This is a genomic window from Marisediminitalea lipolytica, from assembly GCF_001758465.1.
In the GTDB taxonomy this organism is placed as follows: Bacteria; Pseudomonadota; Gammaproteobacteria; order Enterobacterales; family Alteromonadaceae; genus Alteromonas; species Alteromonas lipolytica.
This window is the reverse complement of record NZ_MJIC01000009.1, coordinates 48,133-74,605: the sequence shown is the minus strand read 5'-3', so window position 1 is coordinate 74,605 and position 26,473 is coordinate 48,133. Positions and strand designations below refer to the sequence as shown.

18 protein-coding genes are annotated in these 26,473 nt (G+C 48.2%); 13 read left to right on the top strand and 5 right to left on the bottom strand.

All coding sequences use genetic code 11. The features are described 5' to 3' along the window. Positions 1 to 18: 18 nt before the first annotated feature. A complete protein-coding gene (locus BFC17_RS04090) occupies positions 19 to 1,662 on the bottom strand; it encodes a carboxylesterase/lipase family protein (protein ID WP_070175187.1) in 1,644 nt (547 codons plus the stop codon). An 844-nt stretch (positions 1,663 to 2,506) separates the two neighbouring features. On the opposite strand from BFC17_RS04090, the gene BFC17_RS04085 reads away from it, so the two are divergent. Then, on the top strand, positions 2,507 to 5,227 hold the full coding sequence (locus BFC17_RS04085) for a TonB-dependent receptor (protein WP_070175186.1): 2,721 nt from the start codon (positions 2,507 to 2,509) through the stop codon (positions 5,225 to 5,227). Positions 5,228 to 5,280: 53 nt separating this feature from the next. On the opposite strand, the gene BFC17_RS04080 is transcribed toward BFC17_RS04085, so the two are convergent. After that, entirely contained in the window at positions 5,281 to 6,171 is an 891-nt protein-coding gene (locus tag BFC17_RS04080) for an AraC family transcriptional regulator (RefSeq protein ID WP_083271567.1), read from the bottom strand. 148 nt (positions 6,172 to 6,319) lie between these two features. Here BFC17_RS04080 and BFC17_RS04075 point away from each other — a divergent pair, with 148 nt between their 5' ends. The 8 genes from BFC17_RS04075 to BFC17_RS04040 all read left to right on the top strand — a co-directional run bounded on the left by BFC17_RS04075 (position 6,320) and on the right by BFC17_RS04040 (position 18,236). Continuing rightward, the gene (locus BFC17_RS04075; RefSeq protein ID WP_070175184.1) at positions 6,320 to 7,099 is read left to right on the top strand and encodes an SDR family oxidoreductase; all 780 of its coding nucleotides are present in this window, start codon (positions 6,320 to 6,322) and stop codon (positions 7,097 to 7,099) included. 27 nt (positions 7,100 to 7,126) lie between these two features. Next, a complete protein-coding gene (locus tag BFC17_RS04070; RefSeq protein WP_070175183.1) occupies positions 7,127 to 8,542 on the top strand; it encodes a sugar porter family MFS transporter in 1,416 nt (471 codons plus the stop codon). 4 nt (positions 8,543 to 8,546) lie between these two features. Then, complete coding sequence (gene dgoD / locus BFC17_RS04065; protein ID WP_070175182.1) at positions 8,547 to 9,695, top strand: galactonate dehydratase; 1,149 nt, start codon at positions 8,547 to 8,549, stop codon at positions 9,693 to 9,695. A 25-nt stretch (positions 9,696 to 9,720) separates the two neighbouring features. Beyond that, entirely contained in the window at positions 9,721 to 10,605 is an 885-nt protein-coding gene (locus tag BFC17_RS04060; protein WP_070175181.1) for an SMP-30/gluconolactonase/LRE family protein, read from the top strand. Next, on the top strand, positions 10,598 to 11,539 hold the full coding sequence (locus tag BFC17_RS04055; protein ID WP_070175180.1) for a 2-dehydro-3-deoxygalactonokinase: 942 nt from the start codon (positions 10,598 to 10,600) through the stop codon (positions 11,537 to 11,539). Before BFC17_RS04060 ends, BFC17_RS04055 begins: the two co-directional genes overlap by 8 nt. Next, a complete protein-coding gene (locus tag BFC17_RS04050; protein ID WP_070175179.1) occupies positions 11,527 to 12,147 on the top strand; it encodes a 2-dehydro-3-deoxy-6-phosphogalactonate aldolase in 621 nt (206 codons plus the stop codon). Before BFC17_RS04055 ends, BFC17_RS04050 begins: the two co-directional genes overlap by 13 nt. A 15-nt stretch (positions 12,148 to 12,162) precedes the next feature. Continuing rightward, on the top strand, positions 12,163 to 14,979 hold the full coding sequence (locus BFC17_RS04045) for a sugar-binding domain-containing protein (RefSeq protein ID WP_070175178.1): 2,817 nt from the start codon (positions 12,163 to 12,165) through the stop codon (positions 14,977 to 14,979). Positions 14,980 to 15,050: 71 nt separating this feature from the next. Continuing rightward, positions 15,051 to 18,236 carry a glycoside hydrolase family 2 TIM barrel-domain containing protein gene (locus tag BFC17_RS04040; RefSeq protein ID WP_229681010.1) on the top strand — a complete coding sequence of 1,062 codons (3,186 nt, stop codon included), beginning with the start codon at positions 15,051 to 15,053 and terminating at the stop codon, positions 18,234 to 18,236. Positions 18,237 to 18,269: 33 nt separating this feature from the next. Here the strand turns inward: BFC17_RS04040 and BFC17_RS04035 are convergent, their stop codons facing one another. Then, positions 18,270 to 18,614 carry a hypothetical protein gene (locus BFC17_RS04035; protein ID WP_070175177.1) on the bottom strand — a complete coding sequence of 115 codons (345 nt, stop codon included), beginning with the start codon at positions 18,612 to 18,614 and terminating at the stop codon, positions 18,270 to 18,272. Positions 18,615 to 18,912: 298 nt separating this feature from the next. Here BFC17_RS04035 and BFC17_RS04030 point away from each other — a divergent pair, with 298 nt between their 5' ends. Next, positions 18,913 to 19,791 (top strand): nuclease-related domain-containing protein, encoded by an 879-nt coding sequence (locus BFC17_RS04030; protein ID WP_070175176.1) that lies wholly within the window; start codon positions 18,913 to 18,915, stop codon positions 19,789 to 19,791. Between the two features lie 70 nt (positions 19,792 to 19,861). Here the strand turns inward: BFC17_RS04030 and BFC17_RS04025 are convergent, their stop codons facing one another. After that, positions 19,862 to 20,290 (bottom strand): DUF3010 family protein, encoded by a 429-nt coding sequence (locus tag BFC17_RS04025; protein ID WP_070175175.1) that lies wholly within the window; start codon positions 20,288 to 20,290, stop codon positions 19,862 to 19,864. Between the two features lie 212 nt (positions 20,291 to 20,502). On the opposite strand from BFC17_RS04025, the gene BFC17_RS04020 reads away from it, so the two are divergent. The 3 genes from BFC17_RS04020 (at position 20,503) to BFC17_RS04010 (ending at position 24,607) form a co-directional block, all read left to right on the top strand. Next, positions 20,503 to 21,348 carry a hypothetical protein gene (locus tag BFC17_RS04020; protein ID WP_070175174.1) on the top strand — a complete coding sequence of 282 codons (846 nt, stop codon included), beginning with the start codon at positions 20,503 to 20,505 and terminating at the stop codon, positions 21,346 to 21,348. Between the two features lie 127 nt (positions 21,349 to 21,475). Then, positions 21,476 to 22,468: a helix-turn-helix transcriptional regulator gene (locus tag BFC17_RS04015; RefSeq protein WP_070175173.1), complete on the top strand. Its 993-nt coding sequence runs from the start codon at positions 21,476 to 21,478 to the stop codon at positions 22,466 to 22,468. A 189-nt stretch (positions 22,469 to 22,657) separates the two neighbouring features. Then, positions 22,658 to 24,607 carry an AAA family ATPase gene (locus BFC17_RS04010; protein WP_175439524.1) on the top strand — a complete coding sequence of 650 codons (1,950 nt, stop codon included), beginning with the start codon at positions 22,658 to 22,660 and terminating at the stop codon, positions 24,605 to 24,607. A gap of 92 nt (positions 24,608 to 24,699) precedes the next feature. Here BFC17_RS04010 and BFC17_RS04005 read toward each other — a convergent pair whose 3' ends face one another. Then, entirely contained in the window at positions 24,700 to 26,394 is a 1,695-nt protein-coding gene (locus BFC17_RS04005) for a class I SAM-dependent methyltransferase (RefSeq protein ID WP_070175171.1), read from the bottom strand. Between the last annotated feature and the right edge of the window lie 79 nt (positions 26,395 to 26,473).

Below are 26,473 nucleotides of genomic sequence, written 5' to 3'. Positions count from 1 at the left end.
ACACTATTCCTTTTGGCATTATTTGATTGGCACTTCGGTATCGGCATGAGGCTCCTGCGCAAAAAACTGACGTTCCAGGCTTTCCGGATCCTTTTGCAGGCGACACTCGGCATCAATAATCAGCGTATCCCGTTCGTCTAAGCTATACGCGCGCCATTCGGGTTGCCCTGGTGCCGAAGGCACGCTGTGGCGGGCAAAGTTAGCCCATAGGGTACTCATGTTAGTAGCGGTTTTAAGCCGGGCTTCGTCTTTAGGACCAAACTGCGCAGCAGTATTAAACTTCATGGCAATATCCGAGGCATGGGGCGAGCCCTGCGGAAAATCAGTGCCTCTCACCGGCACCGGCGAGTTATAATCGAGGATATACGAATACACCTTTGCCGTACCTTGCTTTGCTTTCGCTTCGGCGATGCGCAGGTGATGGGCGCGCCAGGGTTTGGCCGTGGTAATGGCAATAAAGAGTTCAGACGGCGTTGCCGTCGGGCGCGATTGCTTAAAGGTGTTAATCCAGCGCTCGGTGTGGCTGCCCAAGATCGGCTTTAACCGTTCGTGCAGTCCGGCCTCGGTAAGACTAAACACCGATTTGTCGCCCTGATAGAAAAACACTGACTCATCCTTACAGGTACCCACAATTAGCGGCTTGTTAGCAGAAACAGCAGGCGCATGGCCACTAAAGGGCTCTTCCGGCAGTACCTTGCCATCAATTAACGGCCAGAACATAATTTCACCATCCGCGGTTTTAGACGCATCGGCAGGACCGGCTCCACCAGTTTGCGCAGCGGTACCGCCAACCTGGGCTTTTATTAACACATCAGCAGGTAAGGTCAGCAACTTACGCGGATCGGTAACATTGACCCGGCGCATCACTTCGCGGGTTATCTCTGTCGCCTGCTCAGGCGTTTGGTGGCCGGGTCCGATGGGGCTCTCGATGGAGGCTTTGGCAAAATACGGCGCGGCTGAAGGCATACCATAAAGCGCCGAGGTTTTACCGCCACCGCCACTTTCGCCAAAGATCATCACGTTATCCGGATCGCCACCAAATTCGGCAATATTCTGATTAACCCATTTAAGCGCTGCGACTAAATCCTGCAAGCCCTGGTTGCCCTGGTATTCTTCGCCCAGTAAGCCGCCTAAATACAAATAGCCCATAAGGCCAAGACGGTGATTAGACTGCACTACCACTACGTCGTGCTCGCGAGCCAGCGCGGCCCCGTCCTGCCAGGGGGCAGCACCTGAACCAATAACAAAACCACCACCGTGCTGATAAACCATCACTGGCCGTTTGGCACCATCCAGTGCGGGTGTCCATACATTCAGGAACAGGCAGTCTTCATTCATGTCGGGCTGGTCAAAACCAAAAGGTTGCGACTTTTGCCAGGCCGGTGCACCAAATCGTGTGGCATCGCGCACACCAGACCATCCCTCAGGAGGCGGCGGCGCTTTAAAACGGTTAGCGGCACCAGACACGCTGCCTGCATAAGGCACACCTTTAAAGATCAACACACCGTTATCGTTCAGCCCTCGTAACCTACCCTGCGCAGTGTTGGCAACCGGTGCCGCAGACGAACCGGCCAGGGCATTAAATGGCAGCGACAGCGCAGGTACCGAAATCCCGGCGGCAATCAGAAGTTTTCGTCGATGGTGATTAATGGTGTTATTCATAAGGTTATTTATCCGTGTTTTTAGCGCCTCAAACCAACCAGTCCGGCAGCAGAGTGAATCTGGTTTTATGTAGAAAAATCAGAAGGGTGGTGGGTCATTATACGGATAGCCAGAGTTATTTACCTGACCACTAATCTTAAAACTACGCCTTTACACCTATACGCCGGTTAACTGTGCCGCTTCTATAACGAAGCCAGAATTAGCCTCGTCAGAGAAAAAACCTCCTCAAGCAGGTTACATTTTGCTCACATATAAGCACACTCGTTTCACATCACAAGGAAGGAAATTACATGTGGTTTAACCAGGACGTTAACCTGTTCAAAGTGAGAGAGCGGCGACGCACCAAAACGCGTTACATTAACTTAACACTAAAACTATCTTCTGCAACTGGACTATTTTCGAGTTTACAAAGAGATAGTCCGGGTAGTGAGCATGGTCTGTTTGCCCTCTGAACAAGCCAAAAAGTTTATCCTTTTGGCTAACTTATTTTACTAATTTGCATAGCCTACCCAACACAGGTCGCTAACGGCGCTGACTCTCTTTTATTGATCTACATCACATTGCGACTTTACAGCCGACAAAATTTCCTTAAGCTTCGCTACCGGCCAAATGCAGCAAAATAATCCGAAGTCATAGAATTACTTCATTTATCATAAAATCGTCCAGTTTTTCCATTTCTTCCTCCATGTTAAGCAAGTGTTAATCTCACTAGCATGCGCTTCAACATTTGCTATACATTTGACGACGCTAACTTCTTAAAATGAATTTAACTTTTACCTAACACTTAAATTCATTGGCCCAAGCCGCCCTACAAGAAGTTTTCATTTGCCTGGAGAAATAGAAAGTGAAATCGAATTATCACAAAAAAACCATGTTAGCGATGCTGATTGGTGCATCACTAAACATGACTGCGAATGCGCAAGAAAATGCATCTGCATCAGAAGATACTGCTGATGTTGAAATCATTCAGGTCAGTGGTCTGCGCGGCAGTAACTTAAGAACCCTGAACAACAAGCGTTACTCAGCAACAATTGTTGACGGCATTTCTAGTGAAGAACTGGGTAAATTCCCGGATCAGAACGTTGCAGAATCTCTCCAGCGTATTACTGGTATTTCAATCGACCGTAGTGGCGGTGAAGGCCGTTTCATTACCGTGCGTGGTTTAGGCCCTGAATTTAACTCGGTATTATATAACGGCCGTGTACTGGCAACCGAAAACTCAGGCCGTGAGTTCAGCTTTGATATCCTGGCGGCAGAAGCAATCAGCGGCGCAAATGCATACAAATCATCAACGTCTGATCTGATTTCTGGTGGTATCGGTGCTACGGTCAACCTGACCACTGCAAAGCCGATGGATACCGAAGGTACGCAGGCAGCATTCAGTGTTAAAAGCACCTACGACACCCTGGCTGAAGAATACTCACCACAAGTTTCTGGTGTGTACAGCTACTCTAACGACACCTTTGGCGCGCTGGTTTCATTAAACTATGTAAACCGTAGCTACCGCGTACAAGAAGCTATCACTGACGGCTGGATTGAGCGTGACTTCAGCTATATCCCTAACCAGGAAGGCCCTGGTGACTACACTCGTGTAATGGCTCCGCGTAACTACGACTTCCGTGACGACGCCGGTGAGCGTGAGCGTATTGGTGGTACGGTTGTTATTCAGGCTCGTCCGAACGACGATATCCTGTTAACCGCAGATATCCTGTACTCGAAGTTTACCGTTGATTCATCGGTTATGTCGGCAGCAAGCTGGACCCACGACTGGGTAGCAGGCTTTGACTCTGCTTATGTAGACGAAAACAACACCATGCTGGCCTACTCTTACGCTGATGACGTAGCGGGTCTGTCTTCTGACTTCGTACAGCAAGCATTTAACCGCCCGACTGAAACTCGTCAGGTTGGTTTAAACATGGAGTGGTTCGCCACTGAAGAGCTGGAGCTGACCTTTGATGTTTCTTACTCTGATGCAGTAAACGACGCCGGTGGTACTGGCCAGTTCGTTATCGCTGGTATGCCTAACGCTAACCCGCGTTATGACTACACCAACGGTGGTGACTACGGTTCAATCTCCTACGACAACGCCATGAGCGCATCTGCGCTGCGCGCTCACTCGCTGTACTTCAGCGGTACTGATGTTGATGACAAAATGTCACAGTTTAAGATCGACGGTAAATACACCTTAGGTCTGGATTACGCTGACATCATTCACTTTGGTGTTTACGGCTCAAGCCGCACTAAAGGTCGTCAGGACTATGACAACGGTACAAATGGTAACGTATTCAGTGGTTATAACGCTGATGTGCCAGACGAAATCTTCCACGGTGTTAACCAGGGCGGTTTCTTAAGCGGTGGCGTACCTTCAACCTGGTTTACTTTCGACCCGTTTGAATATGCAGACTACCTGTGGTCAGAATCCAGCATTCAGGAAAACGTTATTGATGCGGGCAGCCAGTATGCGGATACCATCGAAATTCGTCGTCAGCTGGGTGGTCCATACGCACGTCCTAACCGCAACAGTGTTGCCAGCGTTTCTGAAGACGTAGTCGAAGCTTACTTCCGCGTTGATATCAACACCGAAGTTGCGGATATGCCACTGACTGGTAACTTTGGCTTACGTTATTCATACACTGATATCGAAGCTACCGGTTACAGCGCACTGGTCACTGACATCGTACCGGTACAAGGTGATGACACCCTGCTGAACCTGACACTGAGCGACACCATGCGCCTGTCAGAAACCAATGATTACGATTACTGGTTACCGTCTGTAAACCTGAAATTAGACGTAACTGATGAGCACGTAGTGCGCTTCTCAGCGTCACAGTCTATCGCGCGTCCTACGCTAACCCGTATGACTCCGGGACTGAGTGGTTACAACGGTCGTCTGAATGCATCTACTGCTTACGGTGGTAACCCACAACTGCTGCCATACGAGTCAACTAACTTTGACCTGGCATGGACCTGGTACTACGGCGAAGCTAGCTACGCGGGTATCTCAGCATTCCGTAAGCGTGTAGATAACTTTATCTCCAGCATTACCCTGCCAGAAGACATTCTGCCTGGTAACGAATATGGTGAGTTTAACGTAACCCGTGAGCGTAACGCCGAAGCAGCTAACATCACTGGTCTTGAACTAGCAGTTCTGCACACTTTCGAAAGCGGTTTTGGTGTTCAGGCTAACTACACCTTTGTTGATTCAGACGATGATTTCGATCCGAACAACAACGTTGAAACCTTTGCTCTGGAAGGTCTGTCAGACTCGTACAACCTGATTGCGTTCTACGAAAAAGACGCCATTCAGGTACGTATCGCCTACAACTGGCGTGACGAGTACCTGGCCCGTGCAGTAGGCGGTTACAGCCAGCCAGAAATGGTGGAAGCATACGGTCAGTTAGACTTTACTGCGACTTACGATGTTAATGAGAACCTGTCTATCTTTGTTGACGGTACCAACATTCTGGACAACGAAAGCAGAAGATTCTCTATCTACAAAGAACGTCTGCTGAACTTCCAGTCTACTGGCGCACGATTCTCTCTGGGTGCACGCTACACTTTCTAAGCGATTAACACTGCCCAAACAAAAAAGCCCTGGCCATCTGGCCGGGGCTTTTTTTATTCACTGATAAGGCTAAAAGCTTTTCGGTAATTTTTCGGCGACAAGTCATTGTGCCGTTTAAACAGTCGCGAAAAATAAAACGCATCGTTGTACCCCAGCGAAGCTGCAATGTTCTGAATAGGCTCATTAGTCAATTTTAACTTATCACAGGCAGACTGCATCTTAAGCCGGGTAAAAAACTCCAGCGGTGGCACGTTCATTTTATTTTTGAACAGCGCCGCATAATGGGTTGGCGACCAGCCGGCAATTTCCGCCAGTTGATCCAGCGTTAACAGGCGATGCAGGCTGGTTTTCATTACTTCCACCGTTTTCTCTATGCGCTTCTCAACCCCTTGCTGGCTGGCCTTTATAGAACGCTGATACAGCTTACAAATACCAAAAAAGTGGGCTAACGATGTGGACAGGCACAGCAGCGACGTATTGGTGTAGCCACTCTCGGTATGCTGGTACACATCCTCAAACGCATCCATCAACCCACTGATATTCGGAATGTTAATAATTGGATCCTGAGCGGAGATTTGCAGCTCATTAAGATAGTGAACAAACATATTTCCGCGCACATGAAACCAGAAAATAGTCCAAGGATTTTCGTGATCAGCCTCATAGGAATGCGGGCAATTTGCCGGAATAACAATCAGGTGACCAGGCTTTAACTGCCACTCTCCACCGTTGAAACGACAAACCCCGACACCGGCCAGACACACTATCACAATTGACTCCGGCGTACCCTCGCCACGCTTTACATAATGGCCCTTTACGGATTCAAAGGTACCGATGTGCGTAGGAAATAATCCGGCACAAATGGGATTTTTTTCCGCCGTTTCCACGATCGCCGGCGGCACCACAATTAAGCGCTGACCGGGAAACCCTTCTGACATTCTTAGCATTCTTTAGGCTCCAACCCCAAAATCATAAGATAGTTAATGTTATACGAACTTTTATCCATTTTAAAAATAAATTAACAACCCTATAGTCCGTGTAAATTAAAAGAATGCCCTCAGGGCATGGCAACATCACGAAAACAGGTTGTATTTTATGAGTCAAAGACTGCTTGGCAAAGTCGCTATCGTCACCGGCGCCGCCATGGGAATTGGTGCCGAAGTAGCCCGTACCTACGCCAAAGAAGGCGCAAAGCTGGCGCTTTTTGATATGCGCTACGACGACTTGCAAACCCTCAAAGCAGAACTGGTTAACGAACTTGGTACGCAGGTACTTACTTACCAGGTAGATGTTGGTAATGCAGACGTAGTTACTAAATCCATTGATGATGTTGTGGCAACCTTTGGCCAAATCGACATACTGGTAAACAATGCTGGTACCAACGTATTCAATAATATTCTGAATCTTAGCGACGCAGATTGGGAACGTTGTATTTCTGTTAATCTGATGGGCGCGCTTAACTGCTGTAAGGCTGCCATCCGCCACATGCTGACCAAAAGCTACGGTAACATCGTTAACATTGCCTCAGTACACGCACATAAAATCGTTAAGGGCGCTTTCCCCTATACTATATCTAAACACGCCATTATTGGTTTGTCCCGCTCACTGGCCATCGAGTATGCCGATCAGGGCATTCGGGTGAATTCTATCTCGCCGGGCCTGATTGATACGCCACTGGCGAAGAGCTATTTCGATAGCTGCGAAGACGCTGAAGCCGAGCGTGAGAAACAACGCCAGATAATTCCGGTGAAACGCTTTGGCCAGCCAGAAGAAGTAGCGCAAACTGCGCTGTTTTTAGGCTCTGACGAAGCACGGTTTATTAATGCCACCGACATCCTGATTGATGGCGGGCGCAGCCAGGTCTATTGCGACTAACCGGCCATAAGAGGTTTAAGTAGTACTATGACGAATCAGGTTCAACACAGTCCACAAATTAACTCAGCGTTTATCTGGCTAATCAGCTTAACCGCCGCCTGTGGCGGTTTGCTGTTTGGTTATGACTGGGTGGTCATCGGCGGTGCCAAGCCGTTTTATGAAGTGTACTTCGATGTAAGTTCACCGGCACTGTCAGGCTGGCTGATGTCCTCGGCACTGATTGGCTGTATTGGCGGAGCCATGGTTGCCGGTGTACTGGCCGACAAACTTGGCCGTAAATACGCCCTGATCATCTCTGCGCTGCTGTTTGTTATTTCTGCCGCGGGTACCGCGCTGGCTGACAGCATCACGCCGTTTGTGTTGTACCGTATTTTAGGCGGTATCGGCATTGGTATCGCTTCTACAGTCTCGCCTATGTATATCTCGGAAGTCAGCCCGGCGGACCGCCGCGGTAAGCTTATTGCGGTAAACCAGCTGACTATCGTGATTGGCGTGCTGGCTGCACAGATTATCAACCTCGTTATTGCCGAGCCAGTAGACGGCGCGATTGCGCTGGACTCCTGGAACGTGACGGAAGGCTGGCGCTACATGTTTGCTGCTGAGCTTATTCCAGCGGCACTGTTTTTTGTGCTGATGTTTTTAGTGCCGGAATCACCACGCTGGCTGGTAAAAATGGGCCGTCACGCTGCCGCAGAACAGGTACTGGGTAAAATTGGTACCGGCAGCTACGCCGCCACCAGCCTGGCCGAAATTGAAGCCAGCTTTGGCACCGAAGATAAAAAGTTCTCACTGGCCGAGCTTAAATCCGTTAAGCCACTGCTGATCATCGGTATTGTGCTGGCGTCTTTCCAGCAATGGTGCGGCATTAACGTTATCTTTAACTACGCGCAGGAAATTTTTGCCTCGGCCGGATTTGACGTTAACGACACACTTAAATCCATTGTTGCTACCGGCATCATCAATCTGGCCTTTACTATTCTGGCCCTGCCCATGGTTGAAAAAATGGGGCGTCGCACGCTGATGATCATTGGCTCAGGCGGCTTAGGTATTCTGTATCTGGTAATTTCCGGTATGTATCACATGGGCATCGATGGCTTGCCACTACTGGTGTTGGTACTGTGCGGCATTGCCACCTATGCACTGACCCTGGCACCGGTTACCTGGGTACTGCTGGCCGAAATCTTCCCTAACAAATTACGTAGCAGCGCAATGTCGGTGTGTACCCTGGCACTTTGGCTGGCCTCGTTTGGCCTGACCTTTACCTTCCCGTTCCTGATTGAAGCCTTTGATGCCTCTGGCAGCTTCCTGTTCTACGCCCTGATTTGTTTTGTGTCGTTCCGCTTTATCTGGCTGTACGTGCCAGAAACCAAAAAGCTAACCCTGGAGCAAATCGAGAAGAACCTGGCTGGTGACACGCTGGTACGTCAAAACGGTAAAGGATAAGCCAATGAAAATCACACAACTCCGTCTTTACCCTGTTGCCCCGCGCTGGTGTTTTTTAGCCATCGATACCGACGAAGGTATCACTGGCTGGGGTGAGCCTATTATCGAAGGCAAAGTCGAAACCGTTATGGCGGCGGTTAAAGAGCTGGAATTTTATCTGCTGGATAAAGATCCGGCCAATATCAATGACCTGTGGCAGTTGCTTTATCGCGGCGGCTTTTACCGTGGCGGCCCTATTTTAATGTCGGCTATTGCCGGTATCGAACAGGCGCTGTGGGACATTAAAGGCAAGGTAATGGGCCAACCTGTCCACCAGCTGTTGGGCGGTCGCGTGCGCGACAAAATGAAAGTGTACTCCTGGGTAGGCGGCGACGATCCGGCCGATGAAATTGCCCAAATCAAACAGCAGCAAACCCTGGGCCGTAACACCTTTAAACTCAACGGCTGCGGCAAGATGGCGCTGGTAGATTCGCACAAAGCAGTGGACGAGGTTATCGAGCGCATCGGCCTCATTCGCGAAACCTTTGGCAACACCGTGGATTTCGGTCTGGATTTTCATGGCCGCGTATCGGTGCCAATGGCCAAAGTGCTGCTGAAAGAGCTGGAATTTGCCCGCCCGTTATTTGTTGAAGAGCCGGTGCTGGCCGAACAATACGAGCAGTATTCAGTGCTGAGCAGCAGTACTTCAATTGTGCTGGCCGCGGGTGAGCGTATGTATACCCGCGCCGAGTTTAAACGCGTGCTATCCCGCGGTGGACTGGGCATTTTACAACCGGATGTCTCCCATGCCGGCGGCATTTTAGAAACCGTAAAAATTGCGGCCATGGCCGAGGCCTACGACGTAACACTGGCACCGCATTGCCCGCTTGGTCCTATCGCGTTTGCCGCGTGCCTGGCAGTGGACTTTGTTAGTTACAACGCCGTACTGCAGGAAACCTCTTTAGGCATGCACTACAACACCGGTGCTGACCTGCTCGACTACGTTGTAAACAAAGACGATTTTGCCATAACCGATGGCTACATTGCTCCGCTAACCAAACCGGGTCTTGGCGTAGAGTTGAACGAAGAAGCAATTTACCGGGCAGCAGAGCAGCATACCGGCTGGCGTAACCCTGTGTGGCGTCATCAGGATGGCTCGGTGGCCGAGTGGTAATTGCCCCTAACAAATCAGAAAGAACATGTTTGAATTAATCGACACTATAGACGTAGAAAACACCCTGGGTGAAGGGGTGACATGGGACACCGAAACACAAACCGTGTGGTGGACCGACATTGAACAAAAGAAACTGTTTGCCTATCAGGTGACCGACCGCAATCTCACCACTTATAACACGCCACACCGCCTGTGTGCCTTTGCACTGACTAAGGATAGCGGCGTATTACTGGCTGCATTTGACTGCGGCATTGGCTTACATAACCTGGCAAGCGGGAAAACCGACTGGCTGTTTAAATTTCCCGGCGACGCCACCGTACGTTTTAACGATGGCCGTACCGATGCCAAAGGCCGCTTCTGGGTAGGCACCCTGAACGAAGACGGCGACAAAACGGCAAGCTCTGGTTTGTACCGCGTAGACACCAACATGCAGGTAACCAAAGTAGCCTCAGATGTAGGCATTTGTAATGGTTTGGCCTGGAATAACGATGCCACCCGTTTTTACATGGCCGACTCTTCCAGGCAAATCATTTACCAGTACGTGTTTGATAACGACAGCGGCGATATTTCCTCGCGCAGCACCTTTAAACAGCTGGATGCATCCACCGCGCCGGATGGTGCAATTATGGGTAACGACGATCATCTCTACAGTGCCCTGTGGGGCGGTAGCTGTGTGGCCCGTTTTGCCCCCAATGGTGACGAAGAGCGCTTTGACGTGCCGGTAGAACAACCTACCTGCGTAGCCTTTGGCGGTGAAGACAACGATCTGCTGTTTGTTACCTCTGCCCGTTATGCTTTATCTGATGAAGCCATAGCCAACGCGCCTAAATCAGGCAGCTTGTTTATTTACCGCACTGGCTTTAACGGCACCCAAAGCCCCCGCTTTGCAGGAGAAACCCGCCATGACTGAGCAAACACCTTCCAGCATTCTGGTTGATTGGGGCACCACCAACTTTCGGGCTTATTTGCTTGATGAACAGGGCAACTGCCTGGCCGAAAAAAGCGCGCCCAGCGGTATCTCACAAATTAACGGTAAGTTTGAGTTTACCCTTAATGTAAATATTGGCGACTGGCTTAAACAGTACGACAACCTCACCGTGATCCTGGCGGGCATGATTGGCAGCCAGATTGGCTGGAAAAATACCCCTTATGTGGATTGCCCTGCCCCGGTTAACGGCTACGGCCAATACGGCGTGCAGGTTGAAGAATTTAATAACGGCAACTGCTTTATTATCCCCGGTATGAAACAAGATACCGCCGATGGCAAAGTAGACGTGATGCGCGGCGAAGAACTACAGGTAATTGGTGCAAGCTTGCTGGCCAACGACACTGAAGAAGCCGCTTATTGCTGCCCCGGCACCCATACCAAATGGGTAAAAGTACAGCAGGGTAATATTACCTCTATCAGTACCGCCATGACTGGCGAAATGTTTGCCTTGTTATCCAGCCACTCAATTCTGGCCAACTCTCTGGATAAAACCAGCGAACTGGATGAAGCCGCCTTTATGAAAGGCCTTGAGTACAGCCAGCAACCCGGTGGCCTGCTTAACCATATTTTTAGTGTGCGCACTCAGTTTGTTACCGGTAAACAAGATACCTCCGCCGGCGCCGGGTACTTATCAGGCATTCTGATAGGCCACGAGATCAGTGCCTTTATCAACGCTAACGGTAAAGACGCCATTGGTACCTGCCATATTATTGGCAGCTCAGGTTTAAGCAAACTGTACCAAACCGCCATGAATCACTTTGGTATCAGCAACGCGCTGATAGCCGACAAAGACGCCAGCATTGCCGGCGCAAACTCACTTATTCAGCAGTTAAAGGATAAATTATGTCACGCCTGAGCCCTTACATGAACATGCCACTCATCGCCATATTGCGCGGTGTGACAAATGATGAAGTGGTAGAAGTGACCGCCGCGCTGATTGAAGAAGGCTTCACCATGATTGAGGTGCCGCTTAACTCACCTAACGCGGTAGAGAGCATTCGCCGCATTGTTGAGGCCTTTGGTGACAAAGCACTGATTGGTGCGGGCACAGTACTTACTGTGGAAGACGTAGAAGCGGTTGCTGCTGTGGGCGGTAAATTAATCGTGTCGCCAAACATGAACGTTGATGTGATCAAACGCACCAAAGAGCTGGACATGATTTCTGCTCCGGGCGTGGCCACACCAACCGAGCTGTTTGCCGCCATTCAGGCCGGTGCCGATGCAGCCAAAGCCTTCCCGGCTGACGCCATCCCGCCGTCTACTATCAAAGCGTGGAATTCAGTTACCCCTAAAGGCTATCCCATTTTAGCTGTTGGCGGCATTAATGCCGACAACATGGCCGATTACCTTGCTGCCGGTGCAGTAGGTTTTGGCATTGGCAGTAATTTATATAAGAGCGGTAAAACCGTCGACGAAGTTCGCAGCGTAGCGAAAGAATTAGTTCAGGCTATCTCGGCCCAATAAGCAATGAGAAGTACTATGAAAAAACGATACAGCACAATATTCAGCGCGCTACTGGCCCTTGGCATGACAGCGTGTGGCACCACTAACGACACCCCCTCTCCACAAAGCCTGTCACTGGCAGGTGAATGGCAGGTAAAACTAGACCCGCAAAACGTGGGCAACAGCGAAAACTGGGCACAACAGGCTATCAACGGCCAGTCTATTGCCCTGCCCGCCACGCTGGATGATGCGCAAATTGGCACTAAAAACACCAGAAAGCCAGCCATCAACAACTACGTATTGTCGCACCTGACCCGCGAATATGAATATATTGGTGTGGCCTGGTATCAAAAAGAAGTCACCATTCCACAAGAATGGCAGGGTGAAAGCATTGAGCTTGAGCTGGAACGCGTCATCTGGGAATCAGAAGTGTTTGTTGACGGTAAATCCGTAGGTAAACAGGACAGCCTGATTGCCCCGCATCACTTCGACCTGACCCAGTACTTAACGCCAGGCTCGCACACCATTACCGTGCGTATTGATAACGGCGATCAGCACCCGGAAATTAACATTACCAGTGATAAATACCCACTGGAATCCAGCCAGCAAATGGCCCACGCCTACACCAACCACACGCAAATTAAGTGGAACGGTATGCTGGGTGACATCGAGCTGACCGCTAACTCGCAAAACACGCCGGATAACCTGCAGGTGTACCCAAGCCTGGCAGATAACACCATTACCGTGAGTTTTGCCCAAAAGACACCAGCGGCCGGTGCCGTTGCTTACACCATCACAAAAGCCGATGGCAGCGTAGTGGCTAAAGGCACTGCCGACGCTAAAACCGCCGAAGGCAAAGTTACCTTTACCATTGCTAAGCCAGAAGGTGTTGAACTATGGGACGAATTTAACCCTAATGTTTACACGCTGGCAGTAAACCCGGAAAACAGTGGCTCTGATGTAGCGGTATCGGCCACTTTTGGTTTCCGTGAAGTCAGCCAGGCCAATGGCGACCTGCTGTTAAACGGCCAGCGCATTTTCCTGCGTGGTAACCTGGATGCGGCTATCTTCCCGCTGACTGGTCATCCACCGATGGACAAAGAAGGTTGGCTGGAAATCCTTAAGCAGGCTAAAGCATACGGCTTAAACCATTTCCGCTTCCACTCCTGGGCACCACCAGCCGCTGCCTTTGAAGCCGCTGACGAAGTGGGCTTTTACTATCAGGTAGAACTGCCACACTGGAGCCTGATTGTGGGTCAGGATGAAAGCGCCACTGACTTCCTGCGCCGCGAAGGACAGCGCATCATCGACGAATACGGTAATCATCCATCGTTCATTATGATGGCCATGGGTAACGAGCTGGAAGGCGATCTGAATACCCTGAGCAGCATGGTTAACGATTACAAAGCGCAGGATGGCCGCCACCTGTATGCGTCTACCGCGTTCTCGTTCCAGAAGCCACAGGCCCAATGGCCACTGGCGGTAGACGAGTACTACATTACCCAGTGGACCGAAAAAGGCTGGGTACGTGGTCAGGGTATCTTTAATACCAACTCGCCGAGCTTTGATAAAGACTACACCGAGAATGCTGAATACATCAGCGTACCGCTGGTTTCACACGAAATCGGCCAGTACTCGGTATACCCGGACATGAGCGAAATTCCAAAGTACACCGGCGTATTAAAGCCGCTGAACTTTATGGCCATTAAACAAGAGCTGGAAGAGAAGAACCTGATCGATTTAGCCGATGAGTTTACCTACTCTTCAGGCAAATTAGCCGCCATTCTGTACAAAGAGGAAATCGAACGCGCCTTAAAAACGCCTAGCTTCGATGGCTTCCAGTTACTGCAATTACAGGACTTCCCCGGTCAGGGTACTGCGCTGGTAGGCTTGCTTAACGCATTCTGGGGCTCTAAAGGCGTGATCAGCGCTGAAGAATTCCGCGAATTTAACAGCGAGCTGGTACCTCTGATTCGTTACAGCAAAGCGGTATACGAAAACGGTGAAACCTTTGATGCATCTATCGAAGTGGCCAACTTCTTTAAAGATTTGAGCAAGCAAAAGATTCACTGGTCAATTACGGATACCGCAGGCACCGTGGTAGCGCAGGACGACATTAGCAATGTTGACCTGACCATTGGTAACAACGTTGAACTGGGCACTATCAGCTACAAGCTGGACGTTGATCAGGCCGAGCAGATGACAGTTAAAGTGTCGCTTGAAGGTACTGACTACAAAAACACCTGGTCTTTCTGGGTATATCCGCAGGACGTAGCGACCGAGTCTGACGCCGTGGTATCTACCACCTCATTTGCCGAAGCCGAAGCCGCACTTAAGCAAGGTAAAACCGTATTCCTTAACCCGGATTACAACAGCCTGACCGGTGTGGATGGCCGCTTTGTGCCGGTATTCTGGAGCCCGGTACACTTCCCGAACCAGCCAAGCACCATGGGCTTACTGATGGATCCTGAGCACGCAGCATTAGCGCAGTTCCCAACAGCTTCGCACACAGACTGGCAGTGGTGGGACTTAGCCATTAAATCTAAGTCGGTAGAAGTGAATGAAGAGCAGGTTACGCCGATTATCCGCGTGATTGATAACTTTGTAACTAACCGTCACCTGGCTAACGTAGTAGAAGCGAAAGTGGGCAACGGTAAACTGGTATTCTCGTCTATCGACCTGACTAACGATTTAGCCAATCGCCCGGCAGCACGCCAGCTGAAGCACAGTATTCTTGAGTACATGCAGTCAGATGCGTTTGCGCCAAGTAAAACCGTTGAGCTGGAGGCGTTAAAAGCGCTGCAAACCAACGAAGAAAAAGCATCGTTCGAAACCAACGATATCTACAACTAAGTCTTAGTATCTAAATAAAAGCCGGAGCAGCAGTTCTCCGGCTTTTTTATGTTTTGGAAGAAGGTTTTCAAATGGACATAAAAAGCAGTTTCCCGGCAATTATGCTAACGCTCACCGGCGCACTTACCACCAGCGCAGCGATGGCAGTAGAAGACTGGCGTAACCCCCAGGTATTCCGAATTAATAAAGAACCCGCGCGGGCCTTTTTTTACAGCTTTAACGATAAAGCCGCGATTAATACCGAGCAACCCTGGGCAGCGGACAACTACCAGTTGCTTAACGGCGAATGGAAATTTAACTGGGTAGATACCCCGACTAAAAAGCCACAGGGTTTTTACGCTACCGATTACGACGATAGCAGTTGGGGTACCATTGCCGTACCAGCCAACTGGGAACTAAACGGCTACGGCGACCCTTATTATCACAGCCATGCCTGCTTTAATAACGACCTGAGTTTTTTAGAAGGTGACGAACTTAACTATTCTATGTCGTTCATGGAAGGCAAGGTTAACTACAACCCGGTAGGCTCATACCGCCAGACCTTTACCATTGATAAAAGCTGGACTGGCAAAGAAGTATTCCTGCACTTTGGTGCGGTAAAATCGGCGTTTTACCTGTGGATCAACGGCGAGAAAGTGGGTTACTCGCAGGATTCTAAAACCGATGCCGCCTTTGATATTACGCCCTACATCAAACCCGGCACTAACACCCTGGCCATGGAAGTGTACCGCTTCTCTGATGGCAGCTATTTAGAATGCCAGGACATGTGGCGCATGAGCGGGATAGAGCGCGATGTATATTTGTATGCCACACCTAAAGTTGCGGTAAGAGACTTTCACGCCTACACCTCACTGGATGCCAGCTACACCGATGGCGTATTACGCCTGGACGCGGATATTGATAACCGCGGTAGCACCAATGCCAGCGATATTACCCTGAGCGCCCAACTGACCGACGCCAAAGGCAAAACGGTTTACCGCAAAACCCTGAGCCTGGCAGCGCTTGGTGCTGGCGACATCCAGCAGCTTGGTTTTGCAGCGCAAATCGACGAGCCCAACCTGTGGAGTGCCGAGCAGCCCTACCTGTATTCGCTGCTGCTTACATTAACCTCCGAAGGTAACGAACCGCAGTATATTCGCCGCCATATCGGATTTCGTTCCACCGAATATAAAGACGGCAACATTCTGGTAAACGGCAAGCCGGTATTGTTTAAAGGTGTTAACCGCCACGAGCACGACCCGCACACCGGCCATGTGGTTTCGCGCGAGTCCATGCTGGCCGATATTAAGTTAATGAAAGAATTTAATATCAACGCGGTACGCATGTCGCACTACCCTAACGATCCGTACTTTTACGATCTGGCGGATAAATACGGCCTGTACATTATGGACGAAGCCAATACCGAATCTCACGGCTTAGGCGCGGCCAATCAGGGCCCTTACGATGCGGCTAAGCACATTGTGAATAAGCCCGAGTGGCAGGCTGCTTATATCGACCGTATATCCAACATGTACGAACGCAGCAAGAACAACCCGTCGGTTGTGATGCGCTCACTGGGGAACGAATCCGGCGATGGCCCGAACATTGAAGTGACCTACGACTGGCTGAAAGCCAAAGAACCGTCGCCGGTAATTTCGGAGCAGGCGCAGCTGCGCCGCCATACCGATACTTACAGCCAGATGTACGCGCCCATTCAGGACATTGTTCGCTATGCTGAAACCGAACACGACGAACGCCCGGTACTGCTGATTGAGTACGAACACGCCATGGGTAACTCGTTAGGTAACTTCCAGGACTACTGGGATGCCTTTGAAAAATACCGCGCCTTGCAAGGCGGTTTTATCTGGGACTGGGTAGACCAGACCTTTGCCCGCACTAACGCCAACGGTGATTTTTACTGGGCCTACGGCGGCGATATGGAACCACTAGGCACGCCTAACTCCGACAGCTTTTGCGCTAACGGTTTAGTGTTTGGTGATCGCACACCTTACCCCTATTTGTGGGAAGTAAAAAAGGTACAACAAAACATCGGCTTTGCCCTGACCAAAGACAACGCTCGCGAAATAGTAGTAACCAACAAGCACTTCTTCCGCGATTTAAGCGCCTACGCCTTAAGCTGGCAGATTATCGAAGACGGCAAAGTGGTGAAGTCCAAAGCCGGTATTTCGCTTAACGCCAAAGCCGGTGCACAGCAAACTATAAAGCTGCCTAAGCTTCGCTTTAAACAAGGCAAAGAGTACTTTGTAAATGTACAAGTAGCCCTTAAAAACGATGAGCCACTGCTGGCCAAAGGCCATGTTGTAGCAGAAGAACAGCTGGCACTGGCGTTTACACCTGCTGCGCCTGTGCAAACCACCAGCGCCGATATTGCCATCAGCGATAGCAATAATGCCATCACGCTGACCGGTGATGACTTTAGCATGGTAATTAACCGCCACACGGGTTTGGTATCGTCGCTAAACTACAACGGTAGCGAGCTGTTAAAAGCCGAATCACATCCGTCGTTCTGGCGCGCGCCGGTGTATAACGATCTGGAAGTCAAAAGCTACGAAAGTGCGTTCTCGGTGTATCAGCAACTCGGTAAAAACACCGAGCTAACCAGCCTGAACGTAAACCAGCTTTCTGCCCAGCAGGTCGAGATAAAGCTTGAGCATGCCTTGCCTGCAATAGAAAGTAAGTACTTCACAACCTTTACCGTTAACGGCAATGGCGTGATTGATGTGGATATCTGGTTTTATGCCGCGCCGCATAAGAAGTTTGGAGAGCTGCCACGCATCGGCACGCTGTTTGAACTGGCCACCGACTACAGCAACGTAACCTACTATGGTCGCGGCCCGCACGAGAACTACAACGATCGTAAATCATCGGCGTTTGTCGGGTTGTATAACACCACGGTAGATGCACTATACGTGCCCTATGTAACGCCATCAGAAAACGGCCACCGTACCGATGTGCGCTACGTAGACTTTACCGACAACACCGGTAACGGTGTGCGCTTCTCAGCCCAAAAGACGCTGGAGTTTAACGCCGAGTACTACAACACCGATGATTATGACGCCACCAAAGCTGATCACTTCGACCGTAACCTGCACCCTGCCGACCTTAAAAAGCAGGACCGCATCTTTGTGCATATCGATTACAAACACAGAGGCGTAGGCGGCACCAACTCCTGGGGCGAAGCACCGCTAAGCAAGTACATTCTGCCCTGGCTGGATTATCACTATGGCTACCGCATAGAACCAGCTCCGGGTAAGTAAAGCAGCTCTAACCCAACACTACATAAAACGTCGCTAATTCAGCGGCGTTTTTTTATTACCGTCTTTACCCCTGAAACGCTGCAGAACTTCACCCAACAAATACAGCATACAAATAATGGTAACCAGCCAACCTGTTTTAATCAGGTTGCCGTTTATCACGCTGGCAGTAAAAAACGCTATCAGCACCACCGATAAATCGATGTGGCGAATGTAGTTACGGCGCTTTTTAAGTAAGCCAGCGGCTATGGCGGCACAACCAAGATACAACAAGCTGATATAGCCTGTATTTTCAATAAACAGGCCCTTTATCGCATAGGCAATTGCTCTAATGCCAAAGGCAACAACAAGGTAAAAACAGAGCGTTTTTGCTGCTTTCATAGTGACTCCGGAGCAAGCAAGGGGCCAGCGCCATAGACTGCGTTAACTTCTGCTACAGATAGTTCTGGCAAAAATTTCGCCTTATGGTGCTTTCTTAAACAACAGGGCATTTTTATCCAAAGGGAGAAACAAAGGTAACTGTACTGATGCCGGTTTTATGGTTTGGCTAGTGTATTTAGGGATGAGAATTACTTCGTTAGTTTAGATTTGTACACGGTGAGGAATCATAGCTCGTGATAGTTTGGTCACTTCTCTTCGTTAGACTCTTTAACGTGCAATTTCTTAGGAAAATATATAGATGGAGTTATTTTTCGTTATTTTAGCAGCCGCAATTCCATTTGTGCTTTTTATCGCAACAATAGCCTTGTTACTCAAAGTTGCCCAAAAGAAATCTCGCATACCATTTGAATACTCTGAAATGGCGAGAACACCGGCATTTTCCCTTATCCAGTCACAAAAAGAACTCAACTTTAATATGCTCTCCTGGGCCATGCTTTCCAGCATCTACTTTCAACTACCTTTCTCAATACCGACTATTTCAACGTTGCTTGGATTCGAAGAAAAAATTGGGCAATGGTATAGCTATTCGATCATCTTCTTTATCGCAGCGACTTTCTCCCTTATCAAAGCCGTCAAAGTATTCAGTAAAATACGAAACATCAGGCTTGGCATAGAAGCCGAATGGGCGGTATCTCACGCTTTGAGCAAGATTACCGATAGTAATGTCAGGGTATTTCATGATGTACAGGGACCGAATTTCAACATAGACCATGTTGTCACTTATCAAGGAGGAATATTAGCGATCGAAACAAAAGGCAGGAGAAAGCCAAATATCCAAAACTCTAGCATCACCCACAAAATAGCGGTAGAAGGCGACAAAATTCAATTCCCTCATTTCACTGACACATCCACAATTGAGCAATCAAAACGACAGGCAAATTGGCTATCTAAAGAGCTAACTCAAAGTACTGGCATGGAAGTAACAACAAGTCCTTTAGTTGTGATTCCGGGGTGGTATATTGAGAATAAACAAAAGCCGACTGTACCTGTAATGAGTCATAAAACGCTGACAAAGTACTACCGTCTTACAAAAAAACTCATGCTGGATGAATCAGCGCTTGCCCGGATTAATTATCAGCTTGAACAATTAGCGATGAGGGGTTCAGACGAGTTCTAAGGCCGAAGATCGCGTACCAGCACACTATTCAAGCCATGAACGGATTTCCAAACTGGCCTTGCCCTGTGAGCTATAGGTGTTGACTCACGTAGGCCAGTGCGGTTTCAAACGCGGATTTCTGAAAACCTTTTAAACCAGTGTCGCTAAAGTCGATATACATATGGCTATCTTTTAATGCCGCTTTAATCTCGGTTGGCGGCATCACAATAACCTGCACACCTTCCAGCAACTCAAGCGCTGCTTCTAATTTAAAGCCAATAGCGCCACCAGCAAACTTGCCCTTCATGGGGCGCTGGCGAATAACGATGGTTTCGATTTTGTAATCCTGCACCAGCTGCGCGAAGGATTTCTGAAAATACTTAAGCTCATGGGCGGTAGCGGCTTTTTGCAAACTTAATTTGCGGGCACGGCAATCAGGCAACTTAATCATGCCATTTTCCAGATTCAACAGGGCAACGTTTGCATCATTTCCCGCCAGTTCTACACCACATACACGCATTACAAAACTCCACCTTTAAATATTAGCCCGGAGTATACCGGATTTACCCGCTCTGCGCTGGTTTTGGCGCTAAAAGCAGCTCTCTTTGATTTACTTTTCAAGCTGAATGGAAAATGCAAAGTGGTTGGTCTATATTTCATAACAGACTGTTAGATATCCAAAAATCATCCTGGCAGATAAATTTTCACCTGATTAATTAAAAGGATTTAAGCGTGACAGCAAAAATTAAGCTAACGAATAGTGCGTTTTTCTCATTGTTACTTGAGGGGCTTGAAGCATATGCGATCAAGCATCAGGGAAAGCGAGATGTTGCTATCGAAACCCATGCGCAATTATGGGGAAGTTCGAATAAGCGCTTACCCTTTAGTTGTGAAATAAAGCACGTATCAGTTGACAGTTCTGCTAAAAAGAAACGGGGAGAAGTCACTGTAAAACAGTTAGCACTTGACTTGAAGCAAGATGTAGCTGCAATGTTTGGTGATGGATATGCGCATTTAGGTACCTTCCACACCCATCCTTGGGTATTAAAAAACCCTGATCACAATGTTGATGAAAACAAAGCACAATGTGCTGAAAGCCCAAGCTACATAAGACGTCATAAATTATACGATTTTTCAGAGGCTGACCACTTTTGCGAATGTAACAGTCCCACTATAAAAGTAGGCAAACATGAATTCTCTATTGCCCTTGTTATGACAATCTTTGCCGGGAAGAAAGCAGACGATAGAAAGGATGGCCCAGTCGATGACTCGCTATTTGAGTTTTCACTAGGTAACGTAAAAGTATGGCTGAAAGCTCAAGTCTATCAGCATAAACCGGAAAGCTCATTGTCAGACGATGAACACGAACAATTAAACATATACGGTTTGACTGATTATTCATCCTATCAGAAACAAAAATTCAATTCTGTTCCGGTTCCTGTATCGACGATGTTAGAAACCCCTTTTCTTGAAAAGATCAGCTATTACTTAGAAGAGTTTGGCCGGTTATCTATCAAGGGAAACAAAAGCATATATAGAACTGCTGAAGAAGCAGAAAAACGTTGGTTTGCAATCTGATTTGGTCTTAAATAACTTAACAAGACGAGGGAGCATGATGCTTTAAACTTGTTTTAAGCATTATGTTCCATTCAACGCAAAAAACTGTGTTTGACGATAAAACTCAGACCGTAAAAATAGCAGAGTTATGAGCGCAAAGGCCAAGGATACCCTGATCCGCATTGTTAGCATGCTTGGGTTGATCCCAATTTATCCTCGTTGGACGACTGCACGTCAACTTCACGAATCCTTACAGGCAAAAGGTTTTAATGTAAGCAAGCGTACCGTAGAACGCGATTTAAATAACATATCGGTGTTATTCGAATTAGTGGATTTCGACAGTCCTGAAGGTAAAAAGTGGTCTTTTAGCCGAGAAGCCACGCAAACGTTTCTGCCTTCCTTATCTATTGAGGAAGCACTGTCACTTAAGATGACACAACAACATCTACGATTATTTCTGCCGGCAAATGTGTTTACTACACTCAATACTTTGTTCAAAAAAGCGGATGATGTGATCAGCCAACAACCGGTTTACCATCAATGGAGCAAAAAAGTAGCCGTAATCCCTCCTGGTTTAGACATAAAAACCCATGATATTACCCCTGAAATAAACCAGGTCATTTATTCTGGCATTCTTAATAATAAGATGATCGAAGTCACCTACGGAAAATTGCGGAGCCCACGAAAAATAAAACCTCTGGGCTTAATTATTCGCAATAACAAGCTGGTGATCCCGTGTATTTTTGACGGCTACGACGATATTAGGATGATTGTGGCTCACCGGATCAAACACGCGCAACTAACAAATTACAGTTTTTCCGAGGATTTCGATCTCGCCGCCTATGTAGCTTCAGAAGCCCCACGTAATCTCATCGAAGGCGAAGATATACTGCTGGAATTAAAAGTGACTGGCGTAGCTGCCACCATGCTGAAAGAATCAAGCATAGGTAAAAAGCAAAAACTTCAGCCATTAGATGATAAATGGTGGATTTTTTCCGCTCAATTAAAACACACATTTGAGCTAGAGCATTGGATCAAAGGCCACATTGATTGCATCCAAATAATGCAACCTGATTCATTGAAAAAGCGGATTCTCGCACAATTACAAGCAGGATTAGCCCTGCAAATAAAATCAGACTGACTTTCAATATAGACGACACAGTTTGTCGCACCATTCAGTGAAAATATCCCTGTTGATTAACGATAGAGGTATGTTTCTCAGATGTTCGAAAAAATGTTATGTCCTCAGCAGCAAGCCAACGCATTGGATGATCTTCAACGGTTATGGGCTTTTCGCGCAATACTCGACCTGGATGGTTTAAACCAACTGGTGAACGGTAAAGCATACCGCTCAGACTCACTGGCAAAACAGCTTGGTTTGGAACCTTGCACAATAACCAAACACGGTAAAAAGGGCGTAAAAGATCACATCAAAGCCATGATGAGTGAATTGGAAGCTCAGCCCCTCTCTCTTTCATCACAAAGCCTTACATTGAGAGAGAACATTACCGAATTTGCCAGCGTGGCGAATCTGGATAGCGACTGTGTGAACGTGCTGGAGTTCATTGTTCACTTACACTCCTGTCCACAACTGGAATCGCTGACTGACCACATCAACGTTAAAACCCTGGGACAAGTTTGCAGCCAGCTAGCAACCCTTTTGCGACTCTCGCCCAATGCAGTTAAACAAACATTGCGCGAGTCCAGCAGGCTCCATCAAACCGGCCTGATTGAATACCGTTCATATTCTGAGGGTTTGTGCGGCAGAGTGGATATTCCCAACGAAAGCGTTATTGATGTGCTTTATGACGAGCAATTTACCTGTGAAAAACTCCTTGAGCACGCGGTTACCCCGGCCCCAAACGCCGTGTTAAAAGCAAAAGACTATGAACACTTAGGTGGTGACGTAAACATCATGCTGAACTACCTGAGAAACAAAAATCAGGGTTGCAATATTTTACTCTACGGCCCCCCCGGCACAGGCAAAACTCAGCTTGCCAGGCTCATTGCGGATATGGCTGAACGCCGACTGTTCGAGGTCGCTACAGAAGGTGAGAACCATAAGGCCATCGAAGGCTATCAACGGATGCAACGATATAAATTGGGGCAGAACCTTCTTGATGCACAATCAAGTATTTTGCTGTTTGATGAAATTGAAGATATTTTCGAAGACGGCGGATTATTTATGCCTAGCACAGCATCCAGGCACAAAGCATGGATGAATAACATGTTAGAGACCAACCCCATCCCCACATTCTGGCTATCTAACTGTGTTCACGGCATGGATCCAGCGTATCTGCGCCGCTTTGATATCGTTGTTGAGGTACCAATCCCCAGCATAGCTCAGCGTAAACGAATTGTAGAACGTTGTTGTAAGAGACAATTATCTGCGGCAACCATTGACGTGCTGGCACAACGGGATGATATCTCCCCCGCTTTGCTGGCTCGCACTTCCGATGTCACATCAACAATAACCACCGGCAAAACAGCAGAAAAAATCTACCTCAAATTACTTAACCAGAGCTTAAAAGTAATGGGCCTGCCAAAAGTTAAAATGAAAAACGCCAACCCAGCAAATAGTGAGTTGTACAGCCTGTCATACCTGAACACTAATACTGACATAAGCCAGCTCTTGGCCGGATTAAAACGAAATCCAGACGCGAGAATTTGTCTCTACGGCCCCCCGGGAACTGGAAAAACAGCCATTTGTAAGCACATCGCTCACGCGCTCAAAAAGCCCCTGCATGCCCATAAGGTCTCAGATTTAATGTCGATGTATGTTGGGCAATCTGAGCGCAACATCGCCAATGCATTTGCAAAAGCGCAGAACGACGGGGCCGTTTTAATCCTCGATGAGGTCGACAGTTTTCTGCAAGACCGCACCCAAGCATCAAATTCATGGGAAACCACCCTGGTAAATGAAATGCTCACCCAGATGGAGTCTTATGACGGTATTTTCTTTGCCAGTACTAATTTGATGAGTAATCTGGATAAGGCTGCGCTGCGCCGCTTCGACCTGAAGGTGGAGTTTTCGTATTTGCTCCCAGACCAAGCCGAATCATTGTTTACTCGCTACGCTAAGGCACTCAATTTAACTGGAATAAAAGCGCAACATCTAACGTCAATCAGGGCGCTGAATAATATTGCACCTGGTGATTTTGCCGCAGTTTACCGTCGCCACCGGTTCTCACCACTAACATCAATTGAGTTATTTATTGAGAGTATTCGAGCTGAGTGCAACCTGAAGCAGCCAGAAAGCCGGCCGATCGGTTTTATTTGATGTTGCCTCCTGGCTCACATCACTGTGAGCCAGGAACAGTACTCGTTTAAATGGACAGCCAGGTTGATCGGCCGTCAATGTTAAAAGTCTCATTACCACTCTTCGAGTTGCTGAAAATCTTTAATTCGATCTCGCTGTAATGTGAGTGCTTCAAATACGTCATCAAAACTTCGATTATTATCAGGCAGATTTGGCAACGCTAAATTAGCCTGAATAAAAAACTCATCTGCACTATCAGACCAGCCTTGTTGCCACCAGTTGGTAATGATCTGTCGGTTCTGCTGCAATCGTGAAGAGCTGGGCAATTTATCTGACTTACTGGCGTTTAGTTGCGTTTTAGCAGGCAGTAGGTTCCACAAGTCGTTATTCGGCCACCGGGAGAATGGCATAGCATGGTCGACGGCATACCCTTCAGCCTTAAGCTTTGTCCCCGACCAACAACAGTTTACCTTTTCACTCTCAAGCAATTCGTTCACCCGGCTTCTGACTCGGGCTGTGCTTCTACGCGGATCTTCCCAGGTTAATGCTATAAGCAAATCAGATTGAGAGAACGCCATCGCCCGTTTTACTGTATAGGTTTGCATTAATGCAACCCACTCATTTACCAGCGAAGGCTCTATCCACACACTGAATCGAGCCAGAGAATCCCATATATTTCCCGGAATATAAAAGCGCCCGAAGGAACTCAAAAATTCAGTATCCAGAACCACACTTCCAGATGGTTTACGGGTACGTTTACTCTCGACATGAAAAACACCCTGCTCAGTGCCAGGCAGAGTAATATGTCGCACTGGCATATCCCGTATTGTGAACGTAACGTCCTTCAACGTCTGGTATACCGCACCAGCGGTATCGCTGTTCAGATAGGTAGCACCGATATAAAAATCGTTTGCCGTGAACGAGAGAAGTGCTTGCCATCCACCTTCTTTAACAAAACCAAGTCCTTTGCTTTTATTACTACTTTGGGGAATTTCAAAGTGATCGACCAGGGGTTTAAATAGCTTAATCCAGTAAAGCGCTACCATCCCTACTGGCAAGACTACGTGTTCTTTTGTGCGCTCAATAACCGCTCCAGGGTGGCCTTCTGCTATTCTCAACAAGGCGCGCAACAAAGCCACTTTATACGTAGAGGATTTGCTATCGTTAACAATAATATTGCGAAGCAGAGGAAATGCACCTGAACCATCATCAGGCAAGGTGAGAATGACCGTTTGCCAGTGAACATCATCTCTCCCAAGTTCATCAGCATTGTTCTGTTCACTGAGCAACCGAAATGAAAGGCCGAATTTACGCGCAAAATCAGACAGCTCATCTGCCGAGACCGAATACATAGTTCGTTCGTCGTGGTTAGCGCCATGGCGCAACGAAATAACAATCTTCCCGTTGGCTTTCAGCAAGGTGCTGAGCTTACGGATGCAACGTTCCCGTTCAGAAGGCACAATATGCATCCACACAGCGCTAAGTAGGATAAGATCAAATTTGGTTTGCAGGCGAAACACCTGACTTAGCTCTGGCAGCTTGTCATTCAACCAGTGTATTGGCTGATTAACCAAATATTGTTGAGCACGTTCGCGAATTCCATCAGCAGGTTCAACTGAAACTACACTCAACCCTCTGGCTGCAAGAAAGCGTGCATCTCGGCCCGAACCCGCGCCAATATCCAGTACAAATCCCTTTTCGGGAATTTCAGATAGCCAGTCACCATGTACTTTTTCAAACGCTACGCTGTTATATTGATCAGCGAGTTTCTCTGCGTTTGTTGAATAATAGGAGATGTTCTCCGACAAGAAATTTTACCTTTTGTTAACTACACTAGAATTTCCCAACATTACGGCGAATAAATTGGGATACTGGTTCTCTATAGAT

Bases quoted from the DNA above. Each gene is read 5' to 3' on its own strand.
- BFC17_RS04055 (WP_070175180.1), top strand. From the start codon at position 10,598: ATGACTGAGCAAACACCTTCCAGCATTCTGGTTGATTGGGGCACCACC.
- BFC17_RS04070 (WP_070175183.1), top strand. From the start codon at position 7,127: ATGACGAATCAGGTTCAACACAGTCCACAAATTAACTCAGCGTTTATC.
- BFC17_RS04025 (WP_070175175.1), bottom strand. From the start codon at position 20,290: ATGCGTGTATGTGGTGTAGAACTGGCGGGAAATGATGCAAACGTTGCC.
- BFC17_RS04040 (WP_229681010.1), top strand. From the start codon at position 15,051: ATGGACATAAAAAGCAGTTTCCCGGCAATTATGCTAACGCTCACCGGC.
- BFC17_RS04075 (WP_070175184.1), top strand. From the start codon at position 6,320: ATGAGTCAAAGACTGCTTGGCAAAGTCGCTATCGTCACCGGCGCCGCC.
- BFC17_RS04060 (WP_070175181.1), top strand. From the start codon at position 9,721: ATGTTTGAATTAATCGACACTATAGACGTAGAAAACACCCTGGGTGAA.
- BFC17_RS04090 (WP_070175187.1), bottom strand. From the start codon at position 1,662: ATGAATAACACCATTAATCACCATCGACGAAAACTTCTGATTGCCGCC.
- BFC17_RS04045 (WP_070175178.1), top strand. From the start codon at position 12,163: ATGAAAAAACGATACAGCACAATATTCAGCGCGCTACTGGCCCTTGGC.
- BFC17_RS04030 (WP_070175176.1), top strand. From the start codon at position 18,913: ATGGAGTTATTTTTCGTTATTTTAGCAGCCGCAATTCCATTTGTGCTT.
- BFC17_RS04015 (WP_070175173.1), top strand. From the start codon at position 21,476: ATGAGCGCAAAGGCCAAGGATACCCTGATCCGCATTGTTAGCATGCTT.
- BFC17_RS04080 (WP_083271567.1), bottom strand. From the start codon at position 6,171: ATGCTAAGAATGTCAGAAGGGTTTCCCGGTCAGCGCTTAATTGTGGTG.
- dgoD (WP_070175182.1), top strand. From the start codon at position 8,547: ATGAAAATCACACAACTCCGTCTTTACCCTGTTGCCCCGCGCTGGTGT.
- BFC17_RS04035 (WP_070175177.1), bottom strand. From the start codon at position 18,614: ATGAAAGCAGCAAAAACGCTCTGTTTTTACCTTGTTGTTGCCTTTGGC.
- BFC17_RS04050 (WP_070175179.1), top strand. From the start codon at position 11,527: ATGTCACGCCTGAGCCCTTACATGAACATGCCACTCATCGCCATATTG.